Consider the following 22,609-nt stretch of genomic DNA (forward strand, 5'->3'; position numbering starts at 1 on the left):
ACGGGAGGCCTCCGATGAAGGTCATGGCACAGATGGCGATGGTCATGAACCTCGACAAGTGCATCGGGTGCCACACGTGCTCGGTCACCTGCAAGCAGGCCTGGACCAACCGCACCGGCACCGAGTACGTCTGGTTCAACAACGTCGAGACGCGCCCCGGTCGCGGCTACCCCCGGACCTACGAGGACCAGGAGACGTGGGAGGGCGGCTGGACGCTCAACAAGCGGGGGCGCCTGCAGCTCAAGGCGGGCGGCCGGCTCAAGAACCTGTTCACGATCTTCTCGAGCCCCAAGATGCCGTCCATCGACGACTACTACGAGCCGTGGACGTACGACTACGAGAACCTGACCAACGCCCCGCTCCAGGAGCACACTCCGGTCGCGCGTCCCAAGTCCCTCATCTCCGGCAAGGACATGAACGTGTCGTGGAGCGCCAACTGGGACGACGACCTGGGCGGTTCGGCCGACCTCGCGACGGCCGACCCGGTGCTCGCCAAGGTCTCGGAGCAGGTCAAGCTCGAGTTCGAGCAGACGTTCATGTTCTACCTGCCGCGCATCTGCGAGCACTGCCTCAACCCGTCGTGCGCGGCGTCCTGCCCCTCGGGCGCGATCTACAAGCGCGAGGAGGACGGGATCGTCCTCGTGGACCAGGACCAGTGCCGCGGCTGGCGCAAGTGCATCACCGGCTGCCCGTACAAGAAGGTCTACTTCAACCACCGCACGGGCAAGGCCGAGAAGTGCACGTTCTGCTTCCCGCGCATCGAGGTGGGCCTGCCGACGGTGTGCTCGGAGACCTGCGTGGGCCGCCTGCGGTACATCGGCCTGGTCCTCTACGACGCCGACCGCGTGCTCGAGGCCGCGAGCGAGCCCGACGAGACGAAGCTCCTCGCAGCGCAGCGCAGCGTGCTGCTCGACCCGCACGACCCGGAGGTCCAGCGCGCGGCCGAGCGTGAGGGCATCCCGCGCGACTGGGTCGAGGCCGCGCAGCGCTCGCCGATCTGGCGCCTCATCCACGACTACGAGGTCGCGCTGCCGCTGCACCCCGAGTACCGCACCATGCCGATGGTCTGGTACATCCCGCCGCTGTCGCCCGTGGTCGACGTGGTGACCGAGACCGGGGAGGACGGCGAGGACGCGGGCAACCTGTTCGCGGCGATCGACCGCCTGCGCATCCCGGTCGAGTACCTCGCGGAGCTGTTCACCGCGGGCGACGTCGCGCCGGTGACCGCCGTGCTCCAGCGGCTCGCGGCGATGCGCTCCTACATGCGCGACCTCAACATGGGCCGCGAGGGCGACGCGTCGATCCCGGCGGCCGTGGGCATGGACGAGCAGAGCATGTACGAGATGTACCGCCTGCTGGCGCTCGCCAAGTACGACGAGCGGTACGTGATCCCGAGCGCGCACGCCGAGCAGGCGCACAGCCTCGAGGAGCTCGCGACCGAGTGCAGCCTGGACTACGAGGGTGGTCCGGGCATGGGCGGCTCGGGACCGTTCGGCGAGGGCTCGGGCCCCGGGTTCTCCGACCCCATCGCGGTCGAGAACTTCCACATGCTCCAGGCCCGGCAGACGGCCGACACGGTCGCCGACCCCGCGACGCGCAAGGCCAGGGTCAACCTGCTCAACTGGGACGGCAAGGGCGCCCCGCCGGGGCTCTTCCCGCCGCGCGCGGACGACGAGGCCGACGGCACCGCGGCGGGTGTGGGTGCCGAGGTCCCGGCGAGTGCCGCACCGGCCGAGGTGCAGCCGCGGCCCGCGGGCGGGAGCGACGCCGGGCCTGCGGGGGACGGGACGGCGCCACGATGAACCGCGCCCACCGCACCGCCGCGGCCCGTCGCGCCGCGAGCCGCGAGACCGCCGTCGTGCACCGCGTCGCGGGGCTGCTGCTCGAGTACCCGACGGCCGAGCTGGTCGCGCTGCTGCCGACCGTCCGGGCCGCGCTCGACGAGCTCCCACCGCGCCTCGCGGCCCCGCTCGCGGGGCTCGTCGAGCATCTGGCCGAGGGCGACCTCGTCGACCTCGAGGCCGAGTACGTCACGACGTTCGACCTGCGCCGACGCTGCTCGCTCTACCTCACCTACTTCGCGTACGGCGACACGCGCAAGCGCGGCGTCGCGCTGGTCGAGTTCAAGCAGGCGTGCCGACGCGCGGGGTACGAGATCGCCGACGACGAGCTGCCCGACCACCTGTGCGTGGTGCTCGAGCTGTGCTCGGCCGAGGGTGAGCAGGCGCAGGAGGAGGGCCTGCGGCTGCTCCTCGGCCACCGCGCGGGCCTCGAGCTGCTCCGGCTCGCCCTGCTCGACTCCGGCTCGCCCTGGGCGGGTGCGCTCGTCGCGGTGTGCGCGACGCTGCCCGCGCTCGACGGCGACGAGCGCGAGGCGGTCGCGCGGCTCGCGGCCCAGGGCCCACCCGAGGAGGAGGTCGGTCTCGACCCGTACCCGTCGTCGGGCTCGGTCCAGCCGATGACGCCGCCGCCGGTCGCCCTGCCGTTCCCCACCACCCGTGCGCCGCAGCCCGGCCGCATGCCCGAGCCCATCCCGGGAGCCCGACGATGACCTCGACCGCCGACACGATCCTGTGGGTCGTCATCCCCTACGTGTGCCTCGCGTTCTTCGTGCTGGGTCACGTGTGGCGCTACCGCTACGACAAGTTCGGCTGGACCACGCGCTCGTCGCAGCTCTACGAGAGCCGGCTGCTGCGCTGGGCGAGCCCGATGTTCCACTTCGGCATCCTCGCGGTGTTCCTGGGGCACGTCATGGGCCTGGGGATCCCCAAGGAGTGGACCGAGGCCGTGGGCATGACCGAGGAGATCTACCACTTCCTCGCGGTGAGCATCGGCGCGGTCGCGGGCGTCTGCACCGTCGTCGGCATGGTGCTGCTGATCTACCGGCGCCGCACCGTGGGACCGGTGTTCAGCGCGACGACGCCCATGGACAAGGTCATGTACCTGGTGCTGGCGATCGTGATCTTCCTCGGCATGTGGAACACGATCGCGGGCTCGATCCTCAACCTCGGTGGGCACTACGACTACCGCGAGGGAGTCTCCGTGTGGTTCCGCGGGATCTTCCGCTTCGACCTGCACCCCGAGCTCATGGCCGAGGCACCGTTCGGGTTCCAGGCCCACGGCATGAGCGCGATGCTGCTGTTCGCGCTGTGGCCGTTCACGCGCCTCGTTCACGTGTTCAGCGTGCCGCTGGGGTACCTGGTCCGCCCGTACGTCGTGTACCGCTCGAAGTCCTCTCGCCTCGGCGCGCGCGCGCCACGCGCGGGCTGGGAGCGGGTCGAGCGCACGCGCGAGACCTCCTCGCGTCGGTGACGGGGGCGGCCACGGGTGCGCCACGGGCGCAGGCCACCACGCTCTCCGGCCTGCTGACCTTCGGGCACGGGACCGCGTCGCGCGACGAGCTCCTCGACGTGCTGCGGGGCGCGGGCGTCGAGGCGGTCGTGGACGTCCGGCGCTTCCCGGGCAGCCGCCGCCACCCGCACGTCGCGCGTGACGAGCTCGCGCGCTGGCTGCCCGAGGCGGGCCTGGCCTACCGGTGGGAGCCGCGGCTCGGGGGCCGGCGCAGCCGCCCGAAGGAGGGGGAGGGCCCCGCGAACGAGACCGGGGAGCCGGCGAACCCGGACCCGTGGTGGCGGGTCGCGGCGTTCGCCGCGTACGCGGCCCACACGCGCACCGACGAGTTCCGGGCCGCGACGGCCGAGCTGCTCGAGGGGGTCGCGCGGCAGCGCACCACGGTGCTGTGCAGCGAGAGCCTGTGGTGGCGTTGCCACCGCCGCCTGGTGGCCGACGTCGCGGTGCTGCTGCACGGCGTCCCGGTGCACCACCTGGGCCACGACGGCGGGCTCACCGAGCACGTCCCGGCCGCGGGTGCGCGCGTGGCCGCCGACGGCGTGCGCTACGACCGCGTCGAGGACGTCGACCGGTCGGGCGCCCCGGGCTGACACGCGACCACCCGTGCGGCGCGGCCGGACGGGTGACGCGTGATCCGATCGGCCCAGATCTTCCGGCCCCGCCAGGGGCAATCTGCCTGGAACGCTTCAGTCCGGACCGTGCGTGCCGATGGTGAGGGGGATGGCACACGCACACGAGCTCGCGGACGTCCACGGCGACGTCGCGCTCGACCGTGTCCTCGAGCAGGTCGCGCGCAGCGCGGGTGCGGTCGCCGCGGTGCTCGCTGTCGAGTGCGCCGACGGGCGGCACGTGTGGCACGCGGGCGACCTCGACGTCCGTGACGCCGAGGCCCTCGCCGAGGGTGTGCTCGAGCAGGGTGCGGTGCCCGAGCACGTGCTCGTCACGCAGGTGCCCTGCCGCACCTGCACCGCGGTGCTCGCCGTCGTGCACGACCCTGCGGCCCCGCTCGACCCCGCCGCCGACCGGCTGCTCGAGGCCGCGGCCGCCCACGCGGGCGTCGCGCTCGAGCTGCGCACGGTGCTCGAGGTCGGCACGCGCGAGTCCGAGCGGATGACCCGTCTGGCCCGTCTCACGCACGAGGTCGCGACGGCGGCCGACGAGCAGACCCTCGCCGATGTCGTCGCCCGGGCGCTGCCCGGTCTCACGGGAGCGCGTGCCGCGACGGTCATGCGCCTCGAGCCCAAGGTCGGCGAGCTGCACGTGGTCGCCGCGCACGGGCACGACGACGCACAGCGCGAGCACCTCCTGGTGACCCCGATCCGGGCGAGCGAGGTGCCCGAGCTCGCGGCGATGCTCAACCGGCGCGAGCCCGCGGTGCTGCACATCGCCACCGCGAGCGAGCCGTTGCGCGAGCTGTTCCGCATCACCGGGAGCGCGACGGTCCTCTCCGTCCCGCTGGTGGCCGAGGACCAGCTGCTCGGCGTCCTCACGGCCGGGTGGGGGCAGGTCGACGCGCTCGCCGACGGCGAGGCCGAGGTGCTCGACTCCCTGGTCTCCCTCGCCGAGCTCGCCTCGACCTCGTGGCACAACCTCCGCCTGCTGGCTGCGGTGCACCACCAGTCCACGCACGACGGCCTGACGGGCCTCGCGAACCGCACGAGCTTCCGCAACCGCCTCGACGAGGTGCTGCGCGACGCCGTCGACGGCGAGGGCACGGCCGTCGTGCTGTGCGACCTCGACCGCTTCACGGGCATCAACCAGCTCTTCGGGCACAGCGCTGGCGACGAGATGCTGCGCCAGGTCGCGGCCCGCCTCGGTGGTGAGCTGCGCGCGCAGGACGTCGTCGCCCGGCTCGCCGGCGACGAGTTCGCGGTACTCCTGGTGGACGTCGACGACCAGCGCGCGGACGCCGTCGCCCACCGTCTGGTCGACAGCCTCGACAGCGCGTTCCGCATCGAGGGACGCGACCTGCGCATCACCGTGAGCGTCGGCCTCGCCGTCCACGACGGTGGCGGGGGGCGCGGCGACCGCCTGCTGGCCGCCGCCGACCAGGCCATGCGCGAGGCCAAGCAGCGGGGTCGCAACCAGGTGGTCATGGCGGGTGCCGAGGAGAGCGCGCCCGTCGTGCCGTCCCTCGAGGCCGAGCTCGCGCAGGCCGCGGGCAGCAACCAGCTGCGCCTGTTCTTCCAGCCGCTCGTGGACGTCACGACGCCTGACGGCGGCGTGGTGGGTGCCGAGGCGCTGCTGCGCTGGGCGCACCCGCGCCTGGGGCTGCTCTCGCCCGCGGCCTTCCTGCCGCTCGCCGAGGAGAGCGGGCTCGTGACCGAGCTCGACCTGTGGGCCGTCGACGCCGCGTGCGGTGCGCTCGCCGGGCTCGAGCCGGGTCCCGTCCCGCTGCGCATCGCGGTGAACATGGCGAGCGCGACGCTGCTCGACCCGCGCATGCTGCCGACGATCCGCACGGCCCTCGCGTCGCGCGGCCTCGAGCCGGGCCGTCTCGAGATCGAGGTGGTCGAGAGTCGCGCGCTCGCGGACCTGCCGGGCGTCGTCGACGCGATGCGCGAGCTGCGCCAGCTCGGCGTGCGCCTGTCGCTCGACGACTTCGGCACGGGCTACTCGACGCTGTCGTGGCTGCACTCGCTGCCCGTGGACCAGATCAAGATCGACCGCAGCTTCGTGATGCGTCTGCCCGACGACGGCGCGTCGGTCGCGGTCGTCCGTGGCGTGCTCGCCCTCGCGCGCGAGCTCTCGATCGAGGTGGTGGCCGAGGGCGTCGAGGACGCCGAGCAGCTCGCCTCGCTGCGCGCTGCCGGGTGCGACATCGTCCAGGGCTACCTGCTCGGCCGCCCCGGTCCGGTGCTGCTCCAGCACCTCGTGGCCCGCGAGATCGCCTGAGCCGCGCCCGCACGTGCGGCTGAGCGGGCGCCCGGCGGGCACGTGTCAGCCGCGCTCCCGCGTGCCCTCGGTGAGCCGGCCCCGAGGCCCGCGCGCCAGCAGCGCGGGGAGCGCGAACCACGCGCCCACGAGGAGCAGCAGGATCGAGCCCGCGGCGACGAGGGCCGGGACGCGGCTCACGACGACGTCGAAGACGAGCAGCACGACCCCGGCCACGACGAGCGCGAGGAACACCAGGCCGATCCGCATGAACCGGTCCGCTCCCGAGACGAGCGTCGACTTCGCGTGCTTGCGGAAGAGCCAACGGTGCAGGCTCACGGGCGCCACCATGAGGCCCGTGGTGATCGCAGCCAGCACCACGAGCACCAGGTAGAGCATGCGCTGGTCGTGCGTGAGGTCGGCGAAGCGCGACTGGAACGGCACCGTGAGCAGGAACCCGGTGAGGATCTGGATACCGGTCTGCGTGACGCGCAGCTCCTGGAGGATCTCGTTCCAGTTGCGGTCGAGCCGTTCGACGGGCGTCTCGTGGCGGTCGGGCGTCCGCTCCGGATCGGTGCCGTCCCCGGCGACGTGCTCGCGCACTCTCGGCCTCCTCGTCCTGGTGCGGACATGATGCGCCCCCGCTCACCCGAGGGCGAGCGGGGGCGAGCAGCGGAGTCTCACCCGCACAGGGTGTGGCTCCCGCCGACGGCCCCGAGGGGCCGGCCACCGCTCTCGCGGGTGGCTCTGGAGGAGTGATCCGACCGTAATACGACCGTGACCGTCGCGCACCCCGAACGGGTCAGGACGACGAGATCCGCAGGTCGCCACGTCATCGACCGGCTGACTCGCGACGCCCGGTGCGCCCTTCGCCGCGACCGGCGCCCGGACAGGGCCCTCACCTGCGGTGCAGCGGTCGCGTGCGCCGCGGTGCGGGGTGACCATGGGCACATGGACACCACCGCGCCGGTCCCCGCACGCACGCGCGAGAGCGCCTCCGCGGCCGCACGGCCTTCGGATCTCGTACGTCAGGTGGTCGTGCTCGTCGGCTCGCTCCTCGCCGTGGCGGGTGCGTTCCTCGGGTCGGGCGCCCTGGGTGGCACGCCGGTCGATGAGGCGGCCGGCGGTGCGCTCGCGGCGGACGCGACGCACGTCGCGCCCGGTGGGCCGGCCTTCTCGATCTGGTCCGTCATCTACACCGGGCTCGTCGCCTACGCGGTCTGGCAGGTGCTGCCCGCGCAGCGGACCGACCCGCGCCAGCGCGCCACCGGGTGGCTCGCGCTCGCCTCGCTCGTGCTGAACGCGGCGTGGATCGGGACGGTGCAGGCCGACGCGCTCGGGCTGGGGGTCGCCGTCATCGTCGCCCTCCTCGTGGTGCTCGCCGTCATCCACGTGCGGCTCGTGCGGACGAGGGCCTCGGGACGGGTCGAGGCCGTGGTCGTCGACACGACGTTCGGCCTGTACTTCGGGTGGGTGACGATCGCGACAGTCGCCGACGTCGCCGCGACGCTCGCCGCGTCGGGGGTCGACGAGCTGGGCCTCGGACCCGATGCGTGGGCCGTCGTCGTGCTGGTGGTGGCTGCCGCGATCGGCGTGGGCGTCGCGCTGCACGCGGCGCGCGTCTCGCACGCGCGGGTGTCGGCCGCTGCGGCCCTCGCGTGGGGCCTGGCGTGGATCGCGGTCGCGCGCAGCACGGGCGAGCCCGCCTCGACCCCCGCGGCCGTGGCGGCCGCCGGAGCCGCCGTGGTCGTCCTCGGGACGGCGGTCGTCCTGCGCGTGCGCGGTCGGTAGCCCTCCGGCCCTCGGCGGTCGACGACCCGCGGACTCAGAGGTAGCGGGTCGGGTCGAACTCGTCGAGCGGGATGATCCGCAGGCGCGGCAGCGTCACGTTGAACGCGCGCACGTCCTGCTCGAGGTCGAAGATCCGCAGCCCGCCCTCGGTGAGGCCCTGCAGCGCCGTGCTCGCGAACTCGGTGAAGGCGAGCACGCCCACCTCGCGTCCGGGGCCCAGCAGCGCGGCGAGCTGGGGCGCGAAGTCGCCGTCGTTGCTGGCCAGGAGCACGTCGCCGGGGCGGTCGGCGAGCGCGTCGAGCGTGCGCTGGATGCCGATGTCGACGACCTTCTCCTCGGCCGAGCCCGCGAGGGGGATCGGCCGGAACCCGATCGCGAGCAGCGCCTGCACGAACGACATGGGCATGGTCCCGTGCGACGCGTTGAGGAAGAACAGCCCCGTCACCTCGTCGCCACCGAACGCGGTGCGCGCGAACTCGAGCACCCGTTCCCACCGCGGCCGTTCCTCGGGCGCCGGCCTCGCCCCGAGGATCGACCCGCCCAGGGTCGCGTCGATGTTCTCGCCGTCGACCAGCAGGTAGGTCCGCCGCGCGCCCTCGCTCACCGTGCTCACGCCCCGAGCCTATGTCCCGCACGCCCGGGACCGGTGCTCCTGCCACGCCCGGACGCCGGGGTGGCCGGACGCCGACCCCGGCGGGGAGCGGGTGAGTCCGGCGCGAAGCGCTCGCACCCCCCGTCCGGTGGCCGATGGGACGGGGGTGACCGACAGGACCCGCGAGCTGTGGCTCGGCCGCCTCGACGCGGTCTCGACCGGACCCCGTGCCAGTGCGAACGGGCCGTCGGACGGCGCGAGCAGCCGGGCGCTGCGGCGCATCGGCGTGCCGATCATGCTCGTCACGGCGGTCGTGGTCGCGCTCGCGCCGTTCATCGGGCAGCGACCCGCCGACCAACGACCGCTCTACGCGCTCGTGGGCCTCGCACTGGCCGCGTGCGCGGTCGTGCTGCACGTGGCGCCCACGACGCGGCCGTGGGTCGTCGACACCGTCGCGATCGGTGCGCCGACACTCACGACCCTCGTGCTCGTCGCGTCGACGACCCAGGTGGGCGTGCTCCCCATGCTCCTGGTGTGGCCCGCGGTCGCCGCGCCGTACTTCTCGTCACGGCTGGGCACCGTCCTGACAGTCGCGGTGGTCGCGGTCGGCATGGCCACGGCGCTCGCGCGCACGCCCGACCCGCTCTTCTCGACCCTCGGCTGGACCGTGACCGTCTTCATCGCGGTGCTCTGCAGCGTGAGCGTGCGCCTGGTCGCGGAGCGCTCGGAGGCGCTCATGCGCAGCCTCGACGACCGCGCGCGGCGCGACCCGCTCACGGGACTGCTCAACCGACGTGGGCTCGACGACGTGCTCGACCGCGCGTGGGCCGCCGCTGGGGACCTGCACGTGGCGGTGCTCGACCTCGACCACTTCAAGGCCGTCAACGACGCGCACGGCCACGCGGCGGGTGACCTCGTGCTCGTCCGCTTCGCCGAGGTCCTCAGCGCGCACGTGCGCGGTGACGACGTCGTGGCCCGCACGGGCGGCGAGGAGTTCACGGTCGTGCTCGGGCCGTGCTCGCCCGACGTCGCGCTGCGGCGTGTCCGTGAGCTCGTCGGCGCCTTCGCGGCCGTCGACCTCGAGGTGCCGGGCGCCCTGCTGCGGTGCACGGCGAGCGCGGGTGTCGCGACCCGGGAGCCCCGCCACCACGGCGCGGCGGACCTGCTGCGCGACGCCGACCGGGCGCTCTACGCGGCCAAGGACGCCGGCCGCGACCGGGCCCTGGCCGCGGCCGAGGTCTCCGTCCCCACGCAGGCCGCAGCACCGCGCGTGCTCACCCCGCTCGGCCGGTCCGGTCAGGGGTAGAGGCCGCGCGTGCGGTGCGCAGTCGCGACCCGCTGGACGCCGATGAGCAGAGCGCCGTCCCGCAGCGAGACGTCCCTCGTCCGCGCCATCTGCGCGACGGCGTCGTAGGCGATCTGCATGCGTTCGGCGAGCCGTGCCTCGATCTCGGGCTCGGTCCACCAGTACGCCTGCTGCGCCTGCACCCACTCGAAGTACGACACGACCACGCCGCCCGCGTTCGCGAGGATGTCCGGCACCACGACCACCCCCCGGTCGGCGAGGATCGCGTCGGCGTCGGGCGTCGTCGGGCCGTTGGCGCCCTCGACCACCCAACGTGCCCGCACGTCGCCCGCGTTGTCGGCGGTGAGGACGCCCTCGACCGCGGCCGGGACCAGCACGTCGACGTCGAGCGCGAGCAGCTGCGCGTTGTCGATCGGGTCCGCGTCCGGGTAGCCGACCACCGATCCGGTCTCGCGCACGTGCTCCATGACCCGCTGCACGTGCAGCCCGCGGCTCGAGTGGATCGCGCCGTACTGGTCGCTGACGGCCTCGACACGCGCCCCCGCGTCGTCGAAGAAGTCCGCCGCGTGCGCCCCGACCTTGCCGAATCCCTGGACGGCGACGCTCACCTCGTCGAGCTTGCGCCCGCCCTCGGCCAGGGCTGCCCGCGTGCTGTGGACCACGCCCCGCGACGTCGCCGTCGCACGGCCCAGCGAGCCGCCCACCTCGAGCGGCTTGCCCGTGACCACGCCGGGGATCGTGTAGCCCCGGTTGACCGAGTAGGTGTCCATCACCCAGGCCATCGTCGCGGCGTCGGTGCCGATGTCGGGCGCCATGATGTCCCGCTCGGGACCGATCATCGGCATGATCTCGCTCGTGTACCGCCGCGTGACCCGCTCGAGCTCGCCCGCCGAGTAGTACCGAGGGTCGATCGCGACGCCGCCCTTCGCGCCGCCGTAGGGGAGCTCGACCACCGCGCACTTCCAGGTCATCCACATGGCGAGTGCACGCACCTCGTCCACGTCGACGCTCGGGTGGAAGCGCAGCCCGCCCTTGCCCGGGCCGCGCGAGACGTTGTGCTGCACCCGGAAGCCGTGGAACAGCTCGGTGCGGCCGTCGTCGCGGCGCAGCGGGATCGCGACGTTGATCTCGCGGCGCGGGGTCGCGAGCATCGCGTGCATGCCCTCGTCGTAGCCGAGCTGGGAGATCGCGCTCGCGAGCTGCGCCTGAGCCGTCGCGAGCGGACCGGGCCGGCTCGGGCCCGCGAGGTCTCCGGGGGCCTCGTCGGGCAGTGCAGGGGACGGTGCACCGGGGGACGGTGCGGCGGCGGACGGCAGGGCGGGATCGGTCACGGACGCGCCTCCTCGAGCGTCGGGCCGCGCGCCTGTGGGCGCCCGGCCGGGCGTGGGTTCGGCGGGCCGTTCGGACCCGCGAGCCACAATCTCTCACGCCGACCGGCCCCGGGGCGCCCTGTGTCGCTCCGGCCGCGCCGTCGGGCGGTCCGCTCAGCCGGTGTACTCGAAGTGCCAGTACTCGGGGTTGGAGCCGTTCTCGCGCGCCCAGCCGGGTGCGACCCAGCCGAACCGGGGCGCGTTCTCGACGAGCCAGCGGTAGCGGGCCGAGCCGAACCCGTACGCGCGCCACTCCCAGACGTCGAACGCGGTGCCGAGGCCGTGGTTGGACGTCCCGGGACGTGCCGCGACCGAGCCGTACCACTCGCGCATCTCGACCTGGTCCTCGTACGAGCGGTAGCTCAGGTCGACTGCGATGTTCTCCCCGAACTCGGCGCGGAACTCCTCGTTGAGGCGCGTCAGCGCCGCGGCCGCGTCGGCACGCAGCCACTGCTGGTTGCCCTGGCTGTCGGTGCACCACGCGAGCGGCGCCATCGAGCTCCGCGGCATGCGGCCGTTGCTCCCGTCGCCCGAGGTCGAGGGCGTCGAGGTGTAGAAGACGGGGCTGCCGTCGTTCTTGGGAGGCTCGCGCGACTCGGGGCCTCCGCAGTCGGGGCCGGCACCCGTCGACGGCGGGCCGCCCAGTCCGGACGGGTGGCCCGAGCTCTCGGCGGTGGCGGCCTTCTCCTCCTCCTCCTCGGCCGCCCGCGCGGCCTGCTCGTCCTCCCACGCCTCGCGGGACTGGGCCACCGCGGCGGTCGCCTCCTCGAGGCCCGCGGCGGCGGTGGTCAGGTCGTCCACGGGGAGGCCGCGCACCGCCTCGCTCAGGCGTGCGGTCTGCGCGTCGACGTCCTCGGCCGTCGCCGAGCCGTCCGACGCCGCGTCGTCGTCGGCCGCCTCCTGGGCCGCCTCGAGCGCCGCCGCCGCACGCGCGACCTCGGCGTCGAGCACGTCGAGTGCCTGCGCCAGGCCGTCCCGCACCGCGTCGTCGGCCACCTCGCCCGCGGAGTCGGTCAGCAGCTGCGCACCCTCGGCCCGCTGCTCGGTCACGGCGGCGAGCAGGGTCGCGAGCTCGGTGACCGCGGCGTCGTGGCCCGCGCGTGCCTCCTCGAGCGCGGTCCGGGCGAGCGAGAGCTCGGCGCGCTCGGCCTGCGCGGCGGCCTCCGCGGCGACGGCGGCGAGCCGTGCGCGCTCGTCCTCGGCCTGCTGCGCACGGACCTGGACGACGACGACCGCGACGAGCGCCACCAGGAGCAGCGCCAGCCCGGCCAGGACGCGGCGGTCGCGCCACGGGTGCGCCCGGGTCCGGGCTCGTGCTCGGACCCGCTCGGGTGCAGGGGTGTGGTCGGTCATCGCGTCAGACCCTCACCCGTCCCCGCCCGTCCGGTCAAGCGGTGCCCCGCCCCCGACGGGCGGGGCACCGGCCGGGAGCTCATGCGCCGCCGGCACCGCCGAGGCCGTCGATGCGTGCGACCTCCTCGTCGCTCAGGTGCAGCCCGAGGACGTCGAAGTTCTGCTCGATCCGCGCAGGGGTCACCGACTTCGGGATCACCACGACCCGGTGGCGCAGGTGCCAGGCCAGCACCACCTGCTGCGGCGTGACGCCGTGCGCCTGGGCGACGTCGGTGAGCACAGGGTCCTGCGCGTCGGTGCGCTTGAAGGGGCTGTACCCCTCGAGGGCGACCTCGCGCCGCGCGTGCTCGCTCACCAGCTGCGCGTCGTGGTCGCTCGGGCTCCACGGGATCTGGTTGATCGCGGGGGCCTCACCGGTCGCCTCGACCAGCTCGTCGATCTGCGCGACCGAGTAGTTGCTCACGCCGATCGCCCGTGCCCTGCCCTCGTCGCGCAGCTCGCGGAAGGCCTGCCAGGTGCTCGGCGTCGCCTGCTTGTTCGGCGGCCAGTGCACGAGCCACAGGTCCACGTGGTCGGTGCCGAGCAGCCGGAGGCTCTGCTCGAGGGTCTCGCGCTCGCGGCCCGCGGCGTCCGGCGGCAGCTTCGTCGTCACGAAGACGTCCTCGCGCGCGACGCCCGAGTCAGCGAGCGCGCGGCCCACCTGGTCCTCGTTGCCGTAGGCCGCAGCGGTGTCGATGTGGCGGTAGCCCACGTCGAGCGCGTGGCGCACCGCGCGGTAGCAGTCGTCGCCCTCGGACTGCCAGGTGCCCAGACCCAGCAGCGGGATCGGCAGGTCACCGGTGGGCGTGCGCAGGTCGATGGTCGGGATGGTGTCGCTCATGGCCCCAGTCTGCGGGACCTGCGACCCAGGCGCCTGGCGTCGGGCCGGGTGACGCTGGACGGGACGTGGTCGTCGGTGCGACGGCCCGGCCGGCAGGAGGTGCGTCATGAAGGTCCTCGTCGCGGTGGCGTCCCGGCACGGCTCGACCCGGGAGATCGGTCAGGCGATCGCGGAGGTGCTCCGCGAGGAGGGCTTCGACGTCGACCTCGCAGACCCGGACGACGTCGACGCGGTGGACCCGTACCAGGCCGTCGTCCTCGGCTCGGCGGTCTACGTGGGACGCTGGGCGGCCTCGGCGCGCGCGATGGTCGACCGGTGCGCCTCGGGCCTCGTGCAGAGGCCGGTGTGGCTGTTCTCGTCCGGACCCCTCGGCTTCCCGGCGGTGCCGGCCCAGGACCCCGACGAGGTACCGGGTCTGGTCGCGCGGCTCGGCGCGCGCGACCACCGCAGCTTCGCGGGACGCCTCGACGCGGCTGCGCTCGGGCTCGCCGAGCGGGCCGTCGTCGCCCTGGTCCGTGCGGAGGAGGGCGACTTCCGCGCGTGGGAGGAGGTCCAGGGCTGGGCCCGCGGGATCGCGACGCAGCTGCACGGCGAGGAGATCCGCGGCATCAGGCTCGTGCGCTGACACGCCGGGGGCGCTCCGCGTCCTGGGCCGGTGCGGTCAGGCGGACTGCCGCACGACCACCTGCGCGCCGAAGATCCGCGGCTCGGTGGACCCCGCGAGCCCCGCGATCTGCTCGAGCAGCAGCTCGCCCGCGACACGGCTCATCTCGACCACGGGGTTGACCATGGTGGTGAGCGGGGGAGCGGTCGAGACCGCGACGCCCAGGTCGTCGAAGCCGATCACCTTGACGTCCGTGGGCACCGCACGCCCGCGCGCCGTGAGCACCGACAACGCCCCGACGGCCATGAGGTCGGAGGCCGCGAACACGCCGTCCACGTCCGGGTGGGCGTCGAGCAGCCGGTCCATCGCGGCCGCGCCGCTCGTCGCGGTGAAGTCCCCGCGCACCATCGCCTCGTCCGAGAGCCCCGCGTCCTGCAGCGCCTGACGCCACCCGGCGAGCCGGTCGACGCCGGCGGCCATGTCGAGTGGCCCCGCGATGGTCGCGATGCGGCGGCAGCCCGCGGCGATGAGGTGCTCGGTCGCCCGCCGTCCGCCCAGGTAGTTGTTGACGTCGACGTACTGCAGCCCGGGCTGGGAGCTCCACGGACGCCCCACGAACACGCACGGCAGGCGTGAGGCGGCGAGCACGGACTCGAGGGCGTCGTCGCGGTGGTGGGAGACGACGACGGCGCCGTCCACGTGACCGTTGCGCAGGTAGCGGGTGGTCTTGTGCACCTCGTCACCGCGCCGCGCGATGAGCAGGATGAGCTGGATGTCCGTCTCGGCGAGGGCTGCGCTGAGGCCCTGCAGGGTGCCCGCGAAGAACGGGTCCGTGAGCACCTTCTCGTCCGGCTCGGGCACCACGAGGGCGATCGAGTCGGTGCGTCTGGTGACCAGCGTGCGGGCGGCGCGGTTGGGGGTGTAGCCGAGATCGGCGACCGCGGAGTCGACGGCGGCCTGGGCCTCGGGGCTCACCTTGAAGCCGCCGTTGATGGCGCGCGACGCGGTCGAGCGGGAGACCCCGGCGCGCGCGGCGACCTGCTCGAGCGTGGGGGCGTGGGGTGCCGCTGTCCCGGGCGCGCGCCGGCCTGGTCGCACGTCTGCCGTCATCGGCATCTCCTTGCCGCGTCCGGGCCGGCACGCATGGCGGCCGACCGTCGCTGGGTGGTGGGGCTCCTCCTGCCGTCGTCAGGCGGCATGGAAGCGGTTCCACGTGGGAGGCATCCTCGGGGCCGCCCTGGGGGAAGTCAAGCGGTCTCAGCCGTCCGGGTGGGCGCCCGTGAGCCACTCGCGCGCGGTCGCCTCCTCGGCGTCGAAGGCGGCGCGGACGGCCCCCGCCGTGGCCTCCTCGACGGCCGACGCGAACAGCGGCACCGAGGCCTTGAGCTCGGCCTCGACGTGCTGGGCCGTCGCGTCGCCGTCGGGCACGAGCCGCAGGCGGCCGCTCAGCCGCACCGGGGCGCCCTGGATCTCGACGACCACGGTGCCGCGGCGGCCCGCGTCACCCGACTCGGGGGCCTCCCACGCCTCCACCTGACGGACCTCGAGCGTCGCGCCCACGAGCGAGCGGAACTGCGGCGGGATGCCCGTGGTGGGCATCTGGCGTCGGGTGGTCACGGTGAACGCCTCGGTGGCCGAGCCGACCACGTCGACGTGCTGGGACAGTGCCCCGGACGCGCGCACCTTGGCCTCGACGAAGCGCTCGTCGGCGAGCATCGCTGCCACGGTCACGACGTCGGCGTCGTAGCGGGCCTGGGCGGTCAGGTGCACGGTGGTCCTCGTGGATCGGCGCCCCCGTGGGCGGGGTGCGGTGGGTGGCACGAGGCTAACAAGCCGGAGGCGGCGGCGGGGCTCGTCCGCTGCGCCTACCCTGGGCACGTGTCGACGCTCAGTGACCTCGTCCAGCGCCACGCCGACCTGGGGGCGGCCGACATCGAGTGGCTCCACCTGCTGGTGGGGGACTGGCAGCTCATCTCCGACCTGGCGTTCGCCGACCTCGTGCTCTGGCTGCCCACGCGCGACGAGAGCTGGGTCGCCGTCGCCCAGGCGCGTCCCTCGACCGGTGCGACCGTGCACTACGACGACGTCGTGGGCTCGACGGCGCCCGAGGGGCAGCGTCCCCAGCTCGAGCGGGCACTGACCGACGTCGCGATCCAGCGGTCACGCGAGCCGCGGTGGTTCGGCACGTACGCGGTGCGCGAGGAGGCCGTGCCCGTGGTGCACGACGGGCGCGCGATCGCCGTCGTCGCCCGCCAGACCAACCTGGGCGGTGCCCGCACGCCGAGCCGGCTCGAGCTCAACTACGTCGAGTCCGCCGACGACCTGGTCGCGATGATCGCGCGCGGCGAGTTCCCGGCCCCGAACGCTCCCACGGGCCCGCGACGTGGCGCACCGCGTGTGGGCGACGGCCTGATCCGGCTCAACTCCGAGGGAGAGGTCCTCTACGCGAGCCCCAACGCGCTCAGCTGCTTCCACCGCTTCGGCGTGCTCGGCTCGCTCGTGGGCAGGTCGCTCGCCGAGGTCACCACGGACCTGCTCGAGGAGAGCTCGCCCATGGACGAGTCCCTCCCCCTCGTGGTGATGGGGCGTGCCCCTTGGCGCACCGAGCTCGAGGCGCGTGGTGTGTGCCTGTCCCTGCGCGCGGTCCCGCTCACCGAGCAGAGCCAGCGGATCGGTGCGGTGCTGCTGTGCCGTGACGTGTCCGAGCTGCGACGCCGTGAGCGCGAGCTCATCACGAAGGACGCGACGATCCGCGAGATCCACCACCGTGTGAAGAACAACCTCCAGACGGTGGCCGCGTTGCTACGGCTCCAGTCGCGTCGCATGACGTCCCCCGAGGCGCGCGCGGCGCTCGACGAGGCGATGAGACGTGTCACCACGATCGCCCTGGTGCACGAGACCCTCTCGCAGACGCTGGACGAGACGGTCGACTTCGACGCCCTCGTGGACCGCAGCCTGCGACTGGCGGCCGACGTCGCGTCGGCGGGGGCCTCGGTGCGCACGCTGCGCACCGGGACGTTCGGGATGGTCCCGGCCGAAGGGGCGACCGCGCTCGCGCTCGTGCTGACCGAGCTGGTGACGAACGCCGTCGAGCACGGCCTCGCGGGGATCGAGCGGGGAACGGTCGAGATCGTGGCCGAGCGCGTGGGCTCGCACCTGCGTGCGGTCGTGAGCGACGACGGCGTCGGGCTGTCCGAGGGGCGCGTGCCGATGTCGGGGCTCGGGACGCAGATCGTCTCGACCCTCGTGCGCAACGAGCTCGGCGGGACCATCACGTGGGGCCCGCGTGAGGGCGGGGGCACCGAGGTGGTCATCGACCTCGACCTGCGCGACCCGCGTCAGCAGGCCGTCCTCAGCTGAGACCCACGGCGCGGCGGGACCGGACGCGTCCGGGGTCGGACGTGCCGAGGGCCCTGGCCGGCGGTGTCGCCGGGCCAGGGCCCTCGGTCGTGCTGCGGCGGGTCAGCCTGCGCGACGGGCGCGCGCGGTGCGTCGCTTGAGCGCGCGGCGCTCGTCCTCGGACAGGCCGCCCCAGACGCCGGCGTCCTGACCGGACTCCAGCGCCCACTTCAGGCACGTGTCCATGACGGGGCAGCGACGGCACACGGCCTTCGCCTCCTCGATCTGGAGCAGGGCCGGGCCGGTGTTGCCGATGGGGAAGAAGAGCTCAGGGTCCTCGTCCAAACAGGCAGCGCGGTGGCGCCAATCCATGGGATCACCTCTCGGGCACACGGCGAGCCGACTCCCGGTCGGGGAGCGGCTCGGTTGGGGGGTCGTGCGAACGTCCTATGACTGCGTACAAGCCTCACACGTGTCTTCGTCGTGCACAAGAGGTCACGAAGAGGTTTCGGCGCGGTGGCCGTGAGGTCTTGGTCACATCGGTTCGAGTGCGTCGCGGCGTGCTCAGGGGCGGCTCCAGGCCGGTGCCGGACGGCGCTAGGGTCGGGCCGTGGTCAGCCGTCCCACCGCCTCCGCGCCCGCCCCGGTCCCCGTGCCCCGCCCGGTCGTCCTCGTGGGCGTGCTGGTGCTGCTCGAGGCGGCCGTGTGCGTGCTGCTCGCGGGGTGGGGCGTGGTCGACCTGGTGCGCGGCGTGACGACGGCGCCGGGGGTCGCGGTGTTCCTGGTGGTCGCGGGCCTGGCGGTCGCGGCCGTGCTCGTCGCCTCGGTCCGGGCGCTGCGCGACGGACGCCGCGGCGGTCGTGCGCCCGTGGTCACGTGGCAGCTGCTGCAGGCGGCGACGGCCCTGACGCTCGTGCGGGCCCTGCCGGCCCCGGCCGTGTGGGCGGCGTGGGCGGCCCTCGCGGTGGCCGTGGTGGTGGGGGTGGCGATGATGACGCGCCCGGTCGTCGTGCACACCGTGCCGCAGGCGCGCGGGTAGGCACCGTGCCGCAGGCGCGCGGGTAGGCACCGTGCCGCAGGCGCGCGGGTAGGCACCGTGCCGCAGGCGCGCGGGTAGGCACCGTGCCGCAGGCGCGCGGCTAGGCACCTCGCGCGACGCGTCCGACGCCTCAGGGCGGGCCCGCCTGCGCGTCGGCGACCTGGACCCCGGTCACACGGCCGCGCTCGACGACCACGCCTCGACCGGGGAGGCGCGGGTGGGCCGGGTCGGCCTCGGCCCTGAGGTCCGTGCCGGCGACCTCGCGCGATCCCGGCTCGAGCGGGGCGAGCAGCACGAGCGCGGCGTGGTTGCGGAGGGTGGCGAGCGGGCCGCGGAACGCAGTCGCGGCGGCCTCGGTGCGGCTCGACGCGACGAGCACGGGTGGTGCAGGCGTCCCGGGCACGTGGGGGCCGCGAGGCTCGGCGAGCGTCTCGAGGGCGGCCTCCATCAGGGGGTCGGCGCGCAGGCGGAGGTCGAGGTCGTCGACGACGAGGGCGCGGGGTGCCGCACGCGCGACGGTGAGCTCGCCGAGCGCCTCGGTGGAGAGGCGGTGCGGTGGCGGCGTGATCACCTCCCAGCCCTGGCGGGCGAGGCGTGCCGTGAGCGTGCGCAGCGCGGTGGTGCGCCCGGTGCCGGGTGGGCCCACGACGAGGGCGCCGGCGGCGACCTCGAGCCGCACGGCCCCGGCCTCGTCACCACCGAGGCCCACCGTGACCAGGGTGCCCGGCGGGTCGGCCGGCAGGTCGTCGGGTCGCACGTGCGCGGGCAGGGCGCGTAGGCGTGGTGGCTCCGGCGTGCCTGCCGGCAGCGTCGCCGCGGCGGGGTCGGCGAGCACCACCTGGCACACCTGCACCCCGGACGTCCCCCGGTGCCGCCCGCGCCCAGCCACCGAGGCGTCGGGCCGCGTCCCGGGTGCGTGGGCGGGCAGGCCGAGCAGGGCTGTGTCGGCCACGTCGGGGCGGCCCAGCGCCAGCAGGTCGCGGGCGTGGGGGAGCAGACGGGCCGCGTCGCCGGGCAGGCCGGCGACAGCGATGGGCACGCGTGCACGGACGAGCTGGTCGAGCAGCGTGGTCCCGCCTTCCCGGGTGGTCTCGTCGAGCGCGCGCACGACGGCGCCGACGTCGTCGACGAGGAGCACGTGGGGTGCAGGCGCGTGCCCGCGCGACAGGAGGTCCGCGAGTCGCTGGACCCGCCGCGGGTCGTCGGCCCCCACCACCGTGCCGACCGTCGCAGGCAGCGCGAGGGGACGCGCGGCCGCGTGGAGCACGTGGACGTGGTGGCCCGAGGCGAGCGCGGCCGCGGCGACGGTCCGCAGCGCGGTGCTGCGTCCCGATCCGGGTGGGCCGGCGACCAGCAGCGGCCCCGACGCCGGTCGCCAGCGCACCACGCCACGGCGACGCTCGGCCGGCAGGTCCGTGATGCCCAGCAGGAGACCCTCGTCTCGCGCGGGGCCGGTGTCGGCCGTCCCGAGCGCGGGTCCGTCGTGGGCGGGCGCTCCGGCCGCGAGCAGCCGGGGCACGTCGTCGGGCGAGATCCGTGCGGGCAGGGGCGCGAGCCATGGCGCCGCCGGGGCAGCGCTGCCCGCGAGCCGTGCGGCGGCGCGCACGGTGCGCACGAGCGTGAGGGCGTGGTCGACACCGTCGTCGGACGCCGCCGCGAGCCCGTGCTGCGTGGCCTCGTCGTGGGCCGGCCACTCGACCTCTCTCCACGCCGGGGCTCGCCGTGCGGGCGGCCGAGCCGCGCGCGGCTGACCCGCCGCCCACGCCGTCTGGACGGCCTCGGGGCTTCCTGGCCCTCGGCGGACGAGCGCCCGCCCCGCGCACGCCGGGGCGATCGCGGCGGCGTCGGGCGCGTCGACGACGTCGAGCGAGTCGGCCTCGTCGGCGACCCTCAGGCAGATCCGCAGGGCGAGGTTGGCCCGCAGCTCGGCGTTCACCGCCCCGGCCGGTCGCTGGGTCGCGAGCACCAGGTGCACGCCGAGCGAACGTCCCTGGGTCGCGATGCGGATCAGCGCCGGCACGGCGTCGGGCATGTCGTCGACGAGCGCCCGCAGCTCGTCGACCACCATCACGAGGGCGGGTGGCGCGTGGGGGTCGACCGCGCGCAGGCTCTCCAGGTCGGCGACCCCGGCCGCGGCCAGCAGCTGCTCGCGGCGGCGCAGCTCGGCGCGCACCGCGTGCACGGCCCTGGCGGCGCCGTTCTCGTCGAGGTCCGTGACCGTGCCGACCACGTGCGGGAGGTCGCGGCAGTGACCGAACCCGGCGCCACCCTTGTAGTCGACGAGCACGAAGGCGAGCTCGCCCGGGGGGCGGGCGTGCGCGAGCCCGAGGACGAGGCTCTGCAGGAGCTCGGACTTGCCGGCGCCCGTCGTCCCGGCCACCAGGGCGTGCGGGCCGTCGCGGCGCAGGTCGAGCTCGACCACGCCCGACGTGCCCACGCCGATCGGGCACGTCGGGGCGCCCAGCGCGCTCCACCGCCGGGCGAGGTCTGCCGGCTCGGTGGGCAGCAGGTCGGCGAGCGCTGCACGTGCGGGGAGGGCTCCGCCCGTGTCGGCCGGGGCGGCGGCGGGGGCCAGTCGGCGAGCCGTGCGCTCGGCCCAGGTCGTGCCTGCGGTCCACACCTCGAGGCGCCGGTCGGTGCCGGGCCCCGTGAGCCGTGCGCGCGGCCCGGTGCCGAGCGTCCACCGGCACCAGGACGGGACGTCGCGGTCCGCGGTGCCGTCGTCCGCCCGGGGGCCGGGGGCGTCTGGCGGGGCTGAGCCGTTCCGCGGCTCCTCGGCCACGACGACGAGCGCGTCCGCGGGTCCGCGTCGCTGGGTGCCCCAGCCCTCGAGAGCGTTCTCGACCCGTGCGGGCCGCACGACGACGACGAGGTGCGGACCCGTGACGTCGCGGGCCAGGGCCGCGCGCGTCGACCCGTCCGACCGCGCGACGGCGAGCCTGGGCACGAGCCACCGGGCCCAGGCCCAGCGCTCGTCCTCGTCACGAGGGTGGAGCAGCGTGAGCGGCCCGGTGTGGGACAGCATGAGCGAACGCGCGACCGCGTGCGCGTCCGGGCCCCGCAGCACGAGACCACCGTCGCGTGCGTGCGCGACCCATCCGCCCTGCTCGGCGGTGTCGCCCACCGTGAGCGCGATCGCCGCGGGATCGGGCACCAGCGTCGTCCGGCCGCGCCGCCGCCGTCCTGCGAGCCACGGGCCGAGCGCCGTGAGCGGCCCGACGGCGGCGAACGCGAGCAGCACGGGGCTGCGGAGCAGCGCCGCCAGGCCCACCGAGACGAGGGCGGGGGCGAGCCACACCATGGGCGCGGGAGCCGCGGTCCGCGGGGTCCCCGCGAGGGGTTCGGTCGGCTGGGTGCTGCCCGCCGACGCCGGCGACCGCGCACCGGGACGCGCAGGCTGCCTGAGCTCGACGAGCGCCGCGCCCGCCCCGTGCCCCACCTTCGTGCGCTCACCTGGCCGCAGCATGCGTCGGCCCGGTGCGCGACGCAGCGCTGCCGGCACGAGCACGGTCCACGGCGCGGCGCGCCGCACGACGACACCACCCCGCACGCCGCGCCGGCCGTTCGGGACCGCCGTGCCGTTGGCGCGTGGGACGAGCACCGTGCCGTCGGCGCGTGGGACAAGCACCGTGCCGTCGGCGCGTGGGACGAGCACCGTGCCTGCGTCGTCCCCCGTCAGCACGGCGACGTGCCACGGCGCGCGCGCCGCCAGCGCCGCGGTGTCCACCCTCGCGCTCTCGGACGCGCTGAGCGCCGCCCCTGCCACGAGCGGTGGGGTGCCGACCACGTGGGCGTCGTCGAGCACGCGTCCGCCGACGCGCAGCGGCGTTCCGGCGGGCGGACCACCCGCCGCGGCGATCGCCTCGCGCGCCTCGCCGAGGGTGCGTCCCGGCTCGAGCTCGAGCTCCCCGCCCGTGTCGATCACCACCCGCACGGGAGGAAGTCTGCGTACGGCGTCGGCCTCGGGTCGGCGTGGGCCGTGGCGGCTGGGGACAGGCGGTACGCCTCGCGGTCCGTGGGGACACGGCCGGCCGCACCGCGCCACGGGTGCCGCCGCACGGTGTCGCGGCACGCACGAGGGCCGGCGCGCGGGCCCCTCCTGGCCGCGCA

Annotated in this window: 19 protein-coding genes; 10 read left to right on the forward strand and 9 right to left on the reverse strand. The window is 75.0% G+C overall.

Annotation, left to right across the window (positions count from 1 at the left end; all coding sequences use genetic code 11):
- Nucleotides 1–14: 14 nt before the first annotated feature.
- From narH to GXB85_RS15150, 5 genes are all read left to right on the forward strand, one after another.
- Nucleotides 15–1,802 carry a nitrate reductase subunit beta gene (gene narH / locus GXB85_RS15130; protein ID WP_161918497.1) on the forward strand — a complete coding sequence of 596 codons (1,788 nt, stop codon included), beginning with the start codon at nt 15–17 and terminating at the stop codon, nt 1,800–1,802.
- Entirely contained in the window at nt 1,799–2,551 is a 753-nt protein-coding gene (narJ, locus tag GXB85_RS15135) for a nitrate reductase molybdenum cofactor assembly chaperone (protein WP_161918498.1), read from the forward strand. The genes narH and narJ overlap by 4 nt, the downstream gene beginning before the upstream one ends.
- Nucleotides 2,548–3,312 carry a respiratory nitrate reductase subunit gamma gene (gene narI / locus GXB85_RS15140; protein WP_161918499.1) on the forward strand — a complete coding sequence of 255 codons (765 nt, stop codon included), beginning with the start codon at nt 2,548–2,550 and terminating at the stop codon, nt 3,310–3,312. The genes narJ and narI overlap by 4 nt, the downstream gene beginning before the upstream one ends.
- Entirely contained in the window at nt 3,309–3,941 is a 633-nt protein-coding gene (locus GXB85_RS15145) for a DUF488 domain-containing protein (protein ID WP_161918500.1), read from the forward strand. Before narI ends, GXB85_RS15145 begins: the two co-directional genes overlap by 4 nt.
- A gap of 130 nt (nt 3,942–4,071) precedes the next feature.
- Entirely contained in the window at nt 4,072–6,246 is a 2,175-nt protein-coding gene (locus GXB85_RS15150; protein WP_161918501.1) for a bifunctional diguanylate cyclase/phosphodiesterase, read from the forward strand.
- A gap of 45 nt (nt 6,247–6,291) precedes the next feature.
- On the opposite strand, the gene GXB85_RS15155 is transcribed toward GXB85_RS15150, so the two are convergent.
- Complete coding sequence (locus GXB85_RS15155; RefSeq protein ID WP_161918502.1) at nt 6,292–6,828, reverse strand: DUF6328 family protein; 537 nt, start codon at nt 6,826–6,828, stop codon at nt 6,292–6,294.
- 348 nt (nt 6,829–7,176) lie between these two features.
- On the opposite strand from GXB85_RS15155, the gene GXB85_RS15160 reads away from it, so the two are divergent.
- Nucleotides 7,177–8,016: a tryptophan-rich sensory protein gene (locus tag GXB85_RS15160; RefSeq protein WP_161918503.1), complete on the forward strand. Its 840-nt coding sequence runs from the start codon at nt 7,177–7,179 to the stop codon at nt 8,014–8,016.
- Nucleotides 8,017–8,050: 34 nt separating this feature from the next.
- Here GXB85_RS15160 and GXB85_RS15165 read toward each other — a convergent pair whose 3' ends face one another.
- Entirely contained in the window at nt 8,051–8,629 is a 579-nt protein-coding gene (locus tag GXB85_RS15165) for an NYN domain-containing protein (RefSeq protein ID WP_370524273.1), read from the reverse strand.
- A 145-nt stretch (nt 8,630–8,774) separates the two neighbouring features.
- Between GXB85_RS15165 and GXB85_RS18960 the strand changes: the two genes are divergently transcribed.
- Nucleotides 8,775–9,914, forward strand: coding sequence for a GGDEF domain-containing protein (locus tag GXB85_RS18960; RefSeq protein WP_161918504.1), 1,140 nt, complete (start codon nt 8,775–8,777; stop codon nt 9,912–9,914).
- Here the strand turns inward: GXB85_RS18960 and GXB85_RS15175 are convergent.
- The 3 genes from GXB85_RS15175 to GXB85_RS15185 all read right to left on the reverse strand — a co-directional run bounded on the left by GXB85_RS15175 (nt 9,905) and on the right by GXB85_RS15185 (nt 13,517).
- Nucleotides 9,905–11,185 carry a Glu/Leu/Phe/Val dehydrogenase gene (locus tag GXB85_RS15175; protein WP_237728314.1) on the reverse strand — a complete coding sequence of 427 codons (1,281 nt, stop codon included), beginning with the start codon at nt 11,183–11,185 and terminating at the stop codon, nt 9,905–9,907. The two genes, GXB85_RS18960 and GXB85_RS15175, sit on opposite strands and share 10 nt — an antisense overlap.
- Before the next feature lie 213 nt (nt 11,186–11,398).
- Nucleotides 11,399–12,637, reverse strand: a complete 1,239-nt coding sequence (locus GXB85_RS15180; protein ID WP_161918505.1) for a M15 family metallopeptidase — start codon at nt 12,635–12,637, stop codon at nt 11,399–11,401.
- Nucleotides 12,638–12,716: 79 nt separating this feature from the next.
- Nucleotides 12,717–13,517, reverse strand: a complete 801-nt coding sequence (locus GXB85_RS15185; protein WP_161918506.1) for an aldo/keto reductase — start codon at nt 13,515–13,517, stop codon at nt 12,717–12,719.
- A gap of 106 nt (nt 13,518–13,623) precedes the next feature.
- Here GXB85_RS15185 and GXB85_RS15190 point away from each other — a divergent pair, with 106 nt between their 5' ends.
- Nucleotides 13,624–14,142 carry a flavodoxin domain-containing protein gene (locus tag GXB85_RS15190; protein ID WP_161918507.1) on the forward strand — a complete coding sequence of 173 codons (519 nt, stop codon included), beginning with the start codon at nt 13,624–13,626 and terminating at the stop codon, nt 14,140–14,142.
- A 36-nt stretch (nt 14,143–14,178) separates the two neighbouring features.
- Here the strand turns inward: GXB85_RS15190 and GXB85_RS15195 are convergent, their stop codons facing one another.
- A complete protein-coding gene (locus GXB85_RS15195; RefSeq protein ID WP_161918508.1) occupies nt 14,179–15,231 on the reverse strand; it encodes a LacI family DNA-binding transcriptional regulator in 1,053 nt (350 codons plus the stop codon).
- 147 nt (nt 15,232–15,378) lie between these two features.
- Nucleotides 15,379–15,891 carry a DUF2505 domain-containing protein gene (locus GXB85_RS15200; RefSeq protein ID WP_370524274.1) on the reverse strand — a complete coding sequence of 171 codons (513 nt, stop codon included), beginning with the start codon at nt 15,889–15,891 and terminating at the stop codon, nt 15,379–15,381.
- A gap of 108 nt (nt 15,892–15,999) precedes the next feature.
- Here GXB85_RS15200 and GXB85_RS15205 point away from each other — a divergent pair, with 108 nt between their 5' ends.
- Nucleotides 16,000–17,481 (forward strand): PAS domain-containing sensor histidine kinase, encoded by a 1,482-nt coding sequence (locus GXB85_RS15205; RefSeq protein WP_161918509.1) that lies wholly within the window; start codon nt 16,000–16,002, stop codon nt 17,479–17,481.
- A 102-nt stretch (nt 17,482–17,583) separates the two neighbouring features.
- Here GXB85_RS15205 and GXB85_RS15210 read toward each other — a convergent pair whose 3' ends face one another.
- On the reverse strand, nt 17,584–17,832 hold the full coding sequence (locus GXB85_RS15210; RefSeq protein ID WP_161918510.1) for a WhiB family transcriptional regulator: 249 nt from the start codon (nt 17,830–17,832) through the stop codon (nt 17,584–17,586).
- A 238-nt stretch (nt 17,833–18,070) separates the two neighbouring features.
- Here GXB85_RS15210 and GXB85_RS15215 point away from each other — a divergent pair, with 238 nt between their 5' ends.
- Nucleotides 18,071–18,499 (forward strand): hypothetical protein, encoded by a 429-nt coding sequence (locus GXB85_RS15215; protein WP_161918511.1) that lies wholly within the window; start codon nt 18,071–18,073, stop codon nt 18,497–18,499.
- 130 nt (nt 18,500–18,629) lie between these two features.
- Here GXB85_RS15215 and GXB85_RS15220 read toward each other — a convergent pair whose 3' ends face one another.
- The gene (locus GXB85_RS15220) at nt 18,630–22,433 is read right to left on the reverse strand and encodes an FtsK/SpoIIIE domain-containing protein (RefSeq protein WP_161918512.1); all 3,804 of its coding nucleotides are present in this window, start codon (nt 22,431–22,433) and stop codon (nt 18,630–18,632) included.
- Nucleotides 22,434–22,609: the final 176 nt, after the last annotated feature.

Origin of the sequence: Cellulomonas sp. APG4, assembly GCF_009996735.1 — a bacterium.
Classification (GTDB): Bacteria; Actinomycetota; Actinomycetes; order Actinomycetales; family Cellulomonadaceae; genus Actinotalea.

Coding starts and splice junctions, on each gene's coding strand:
- GXB85_RS15185 (WP_161918506.1), bottom strand. CDS start 13,517: ATGAGCGACACCATCCCGACCATCGACCTGCGCACGCCCACCGGTGAC.
- GXB85_RS15210 (WP_161918510.1), bottom strand. CDS start 17,832: ATGGATTGGCGCCACCGCGCTGCCTGTTTGGACGAGGACCCTGAGCTC.
- GXB85_RS15150 (WP_161918501.1), top strand. CDS start 4,072: ATGGCACACGCACACGAGCTCGCGGACGTCCACGGCGACGTCGCGCTC.
- GXB85_RS15195 (WP_161918508.1), bottom strand. CDS start 15,231: ATGACGGCAGACGTGCGACCAGGCCGGCGCGCGCCCGGGACAGCGGCA.
- narH (WP_161918497.1), top strand. CDS start 15: ATGAAGGTCATGGCACAGATGGCGATGGTCATGAACCTCGACAAGTGC.
- narJ (WP_161918498.1), top strand. CDS start 1,799: ATGAACCGCGCCCACCGCACCGCCGCGGCCCGTCGCGCCGCGAGCCGC.
- GXB85_RS15160 (WP_161918503.1), top strand. CDS start 7,177: ATGGACACCACCGCGCCGGTCCCCGCACGCACGCGCGAGAGCGCCTCC.
- narI (WP_161918499.1), top strand. CDS start 2,548: ATGACCTCGACCGCCGACACGATCCTGTGGGTCGTCATCCCCTACGTG.
- GXB85_RS15190 (WP_161918507.1), top strand. CDS start 13,624: ATGAAGGTCCTCGTCGCGGTGGCGTCCCGGCACGGCTCGACCCGGGAG.
- GXB85_RS15180 (WP_161918505.1), bottom strand. CDS start 12,637: ATGACCGACCACACCCCTGCACCCGAGCGGGTCCGAGCACGAGCCCGG.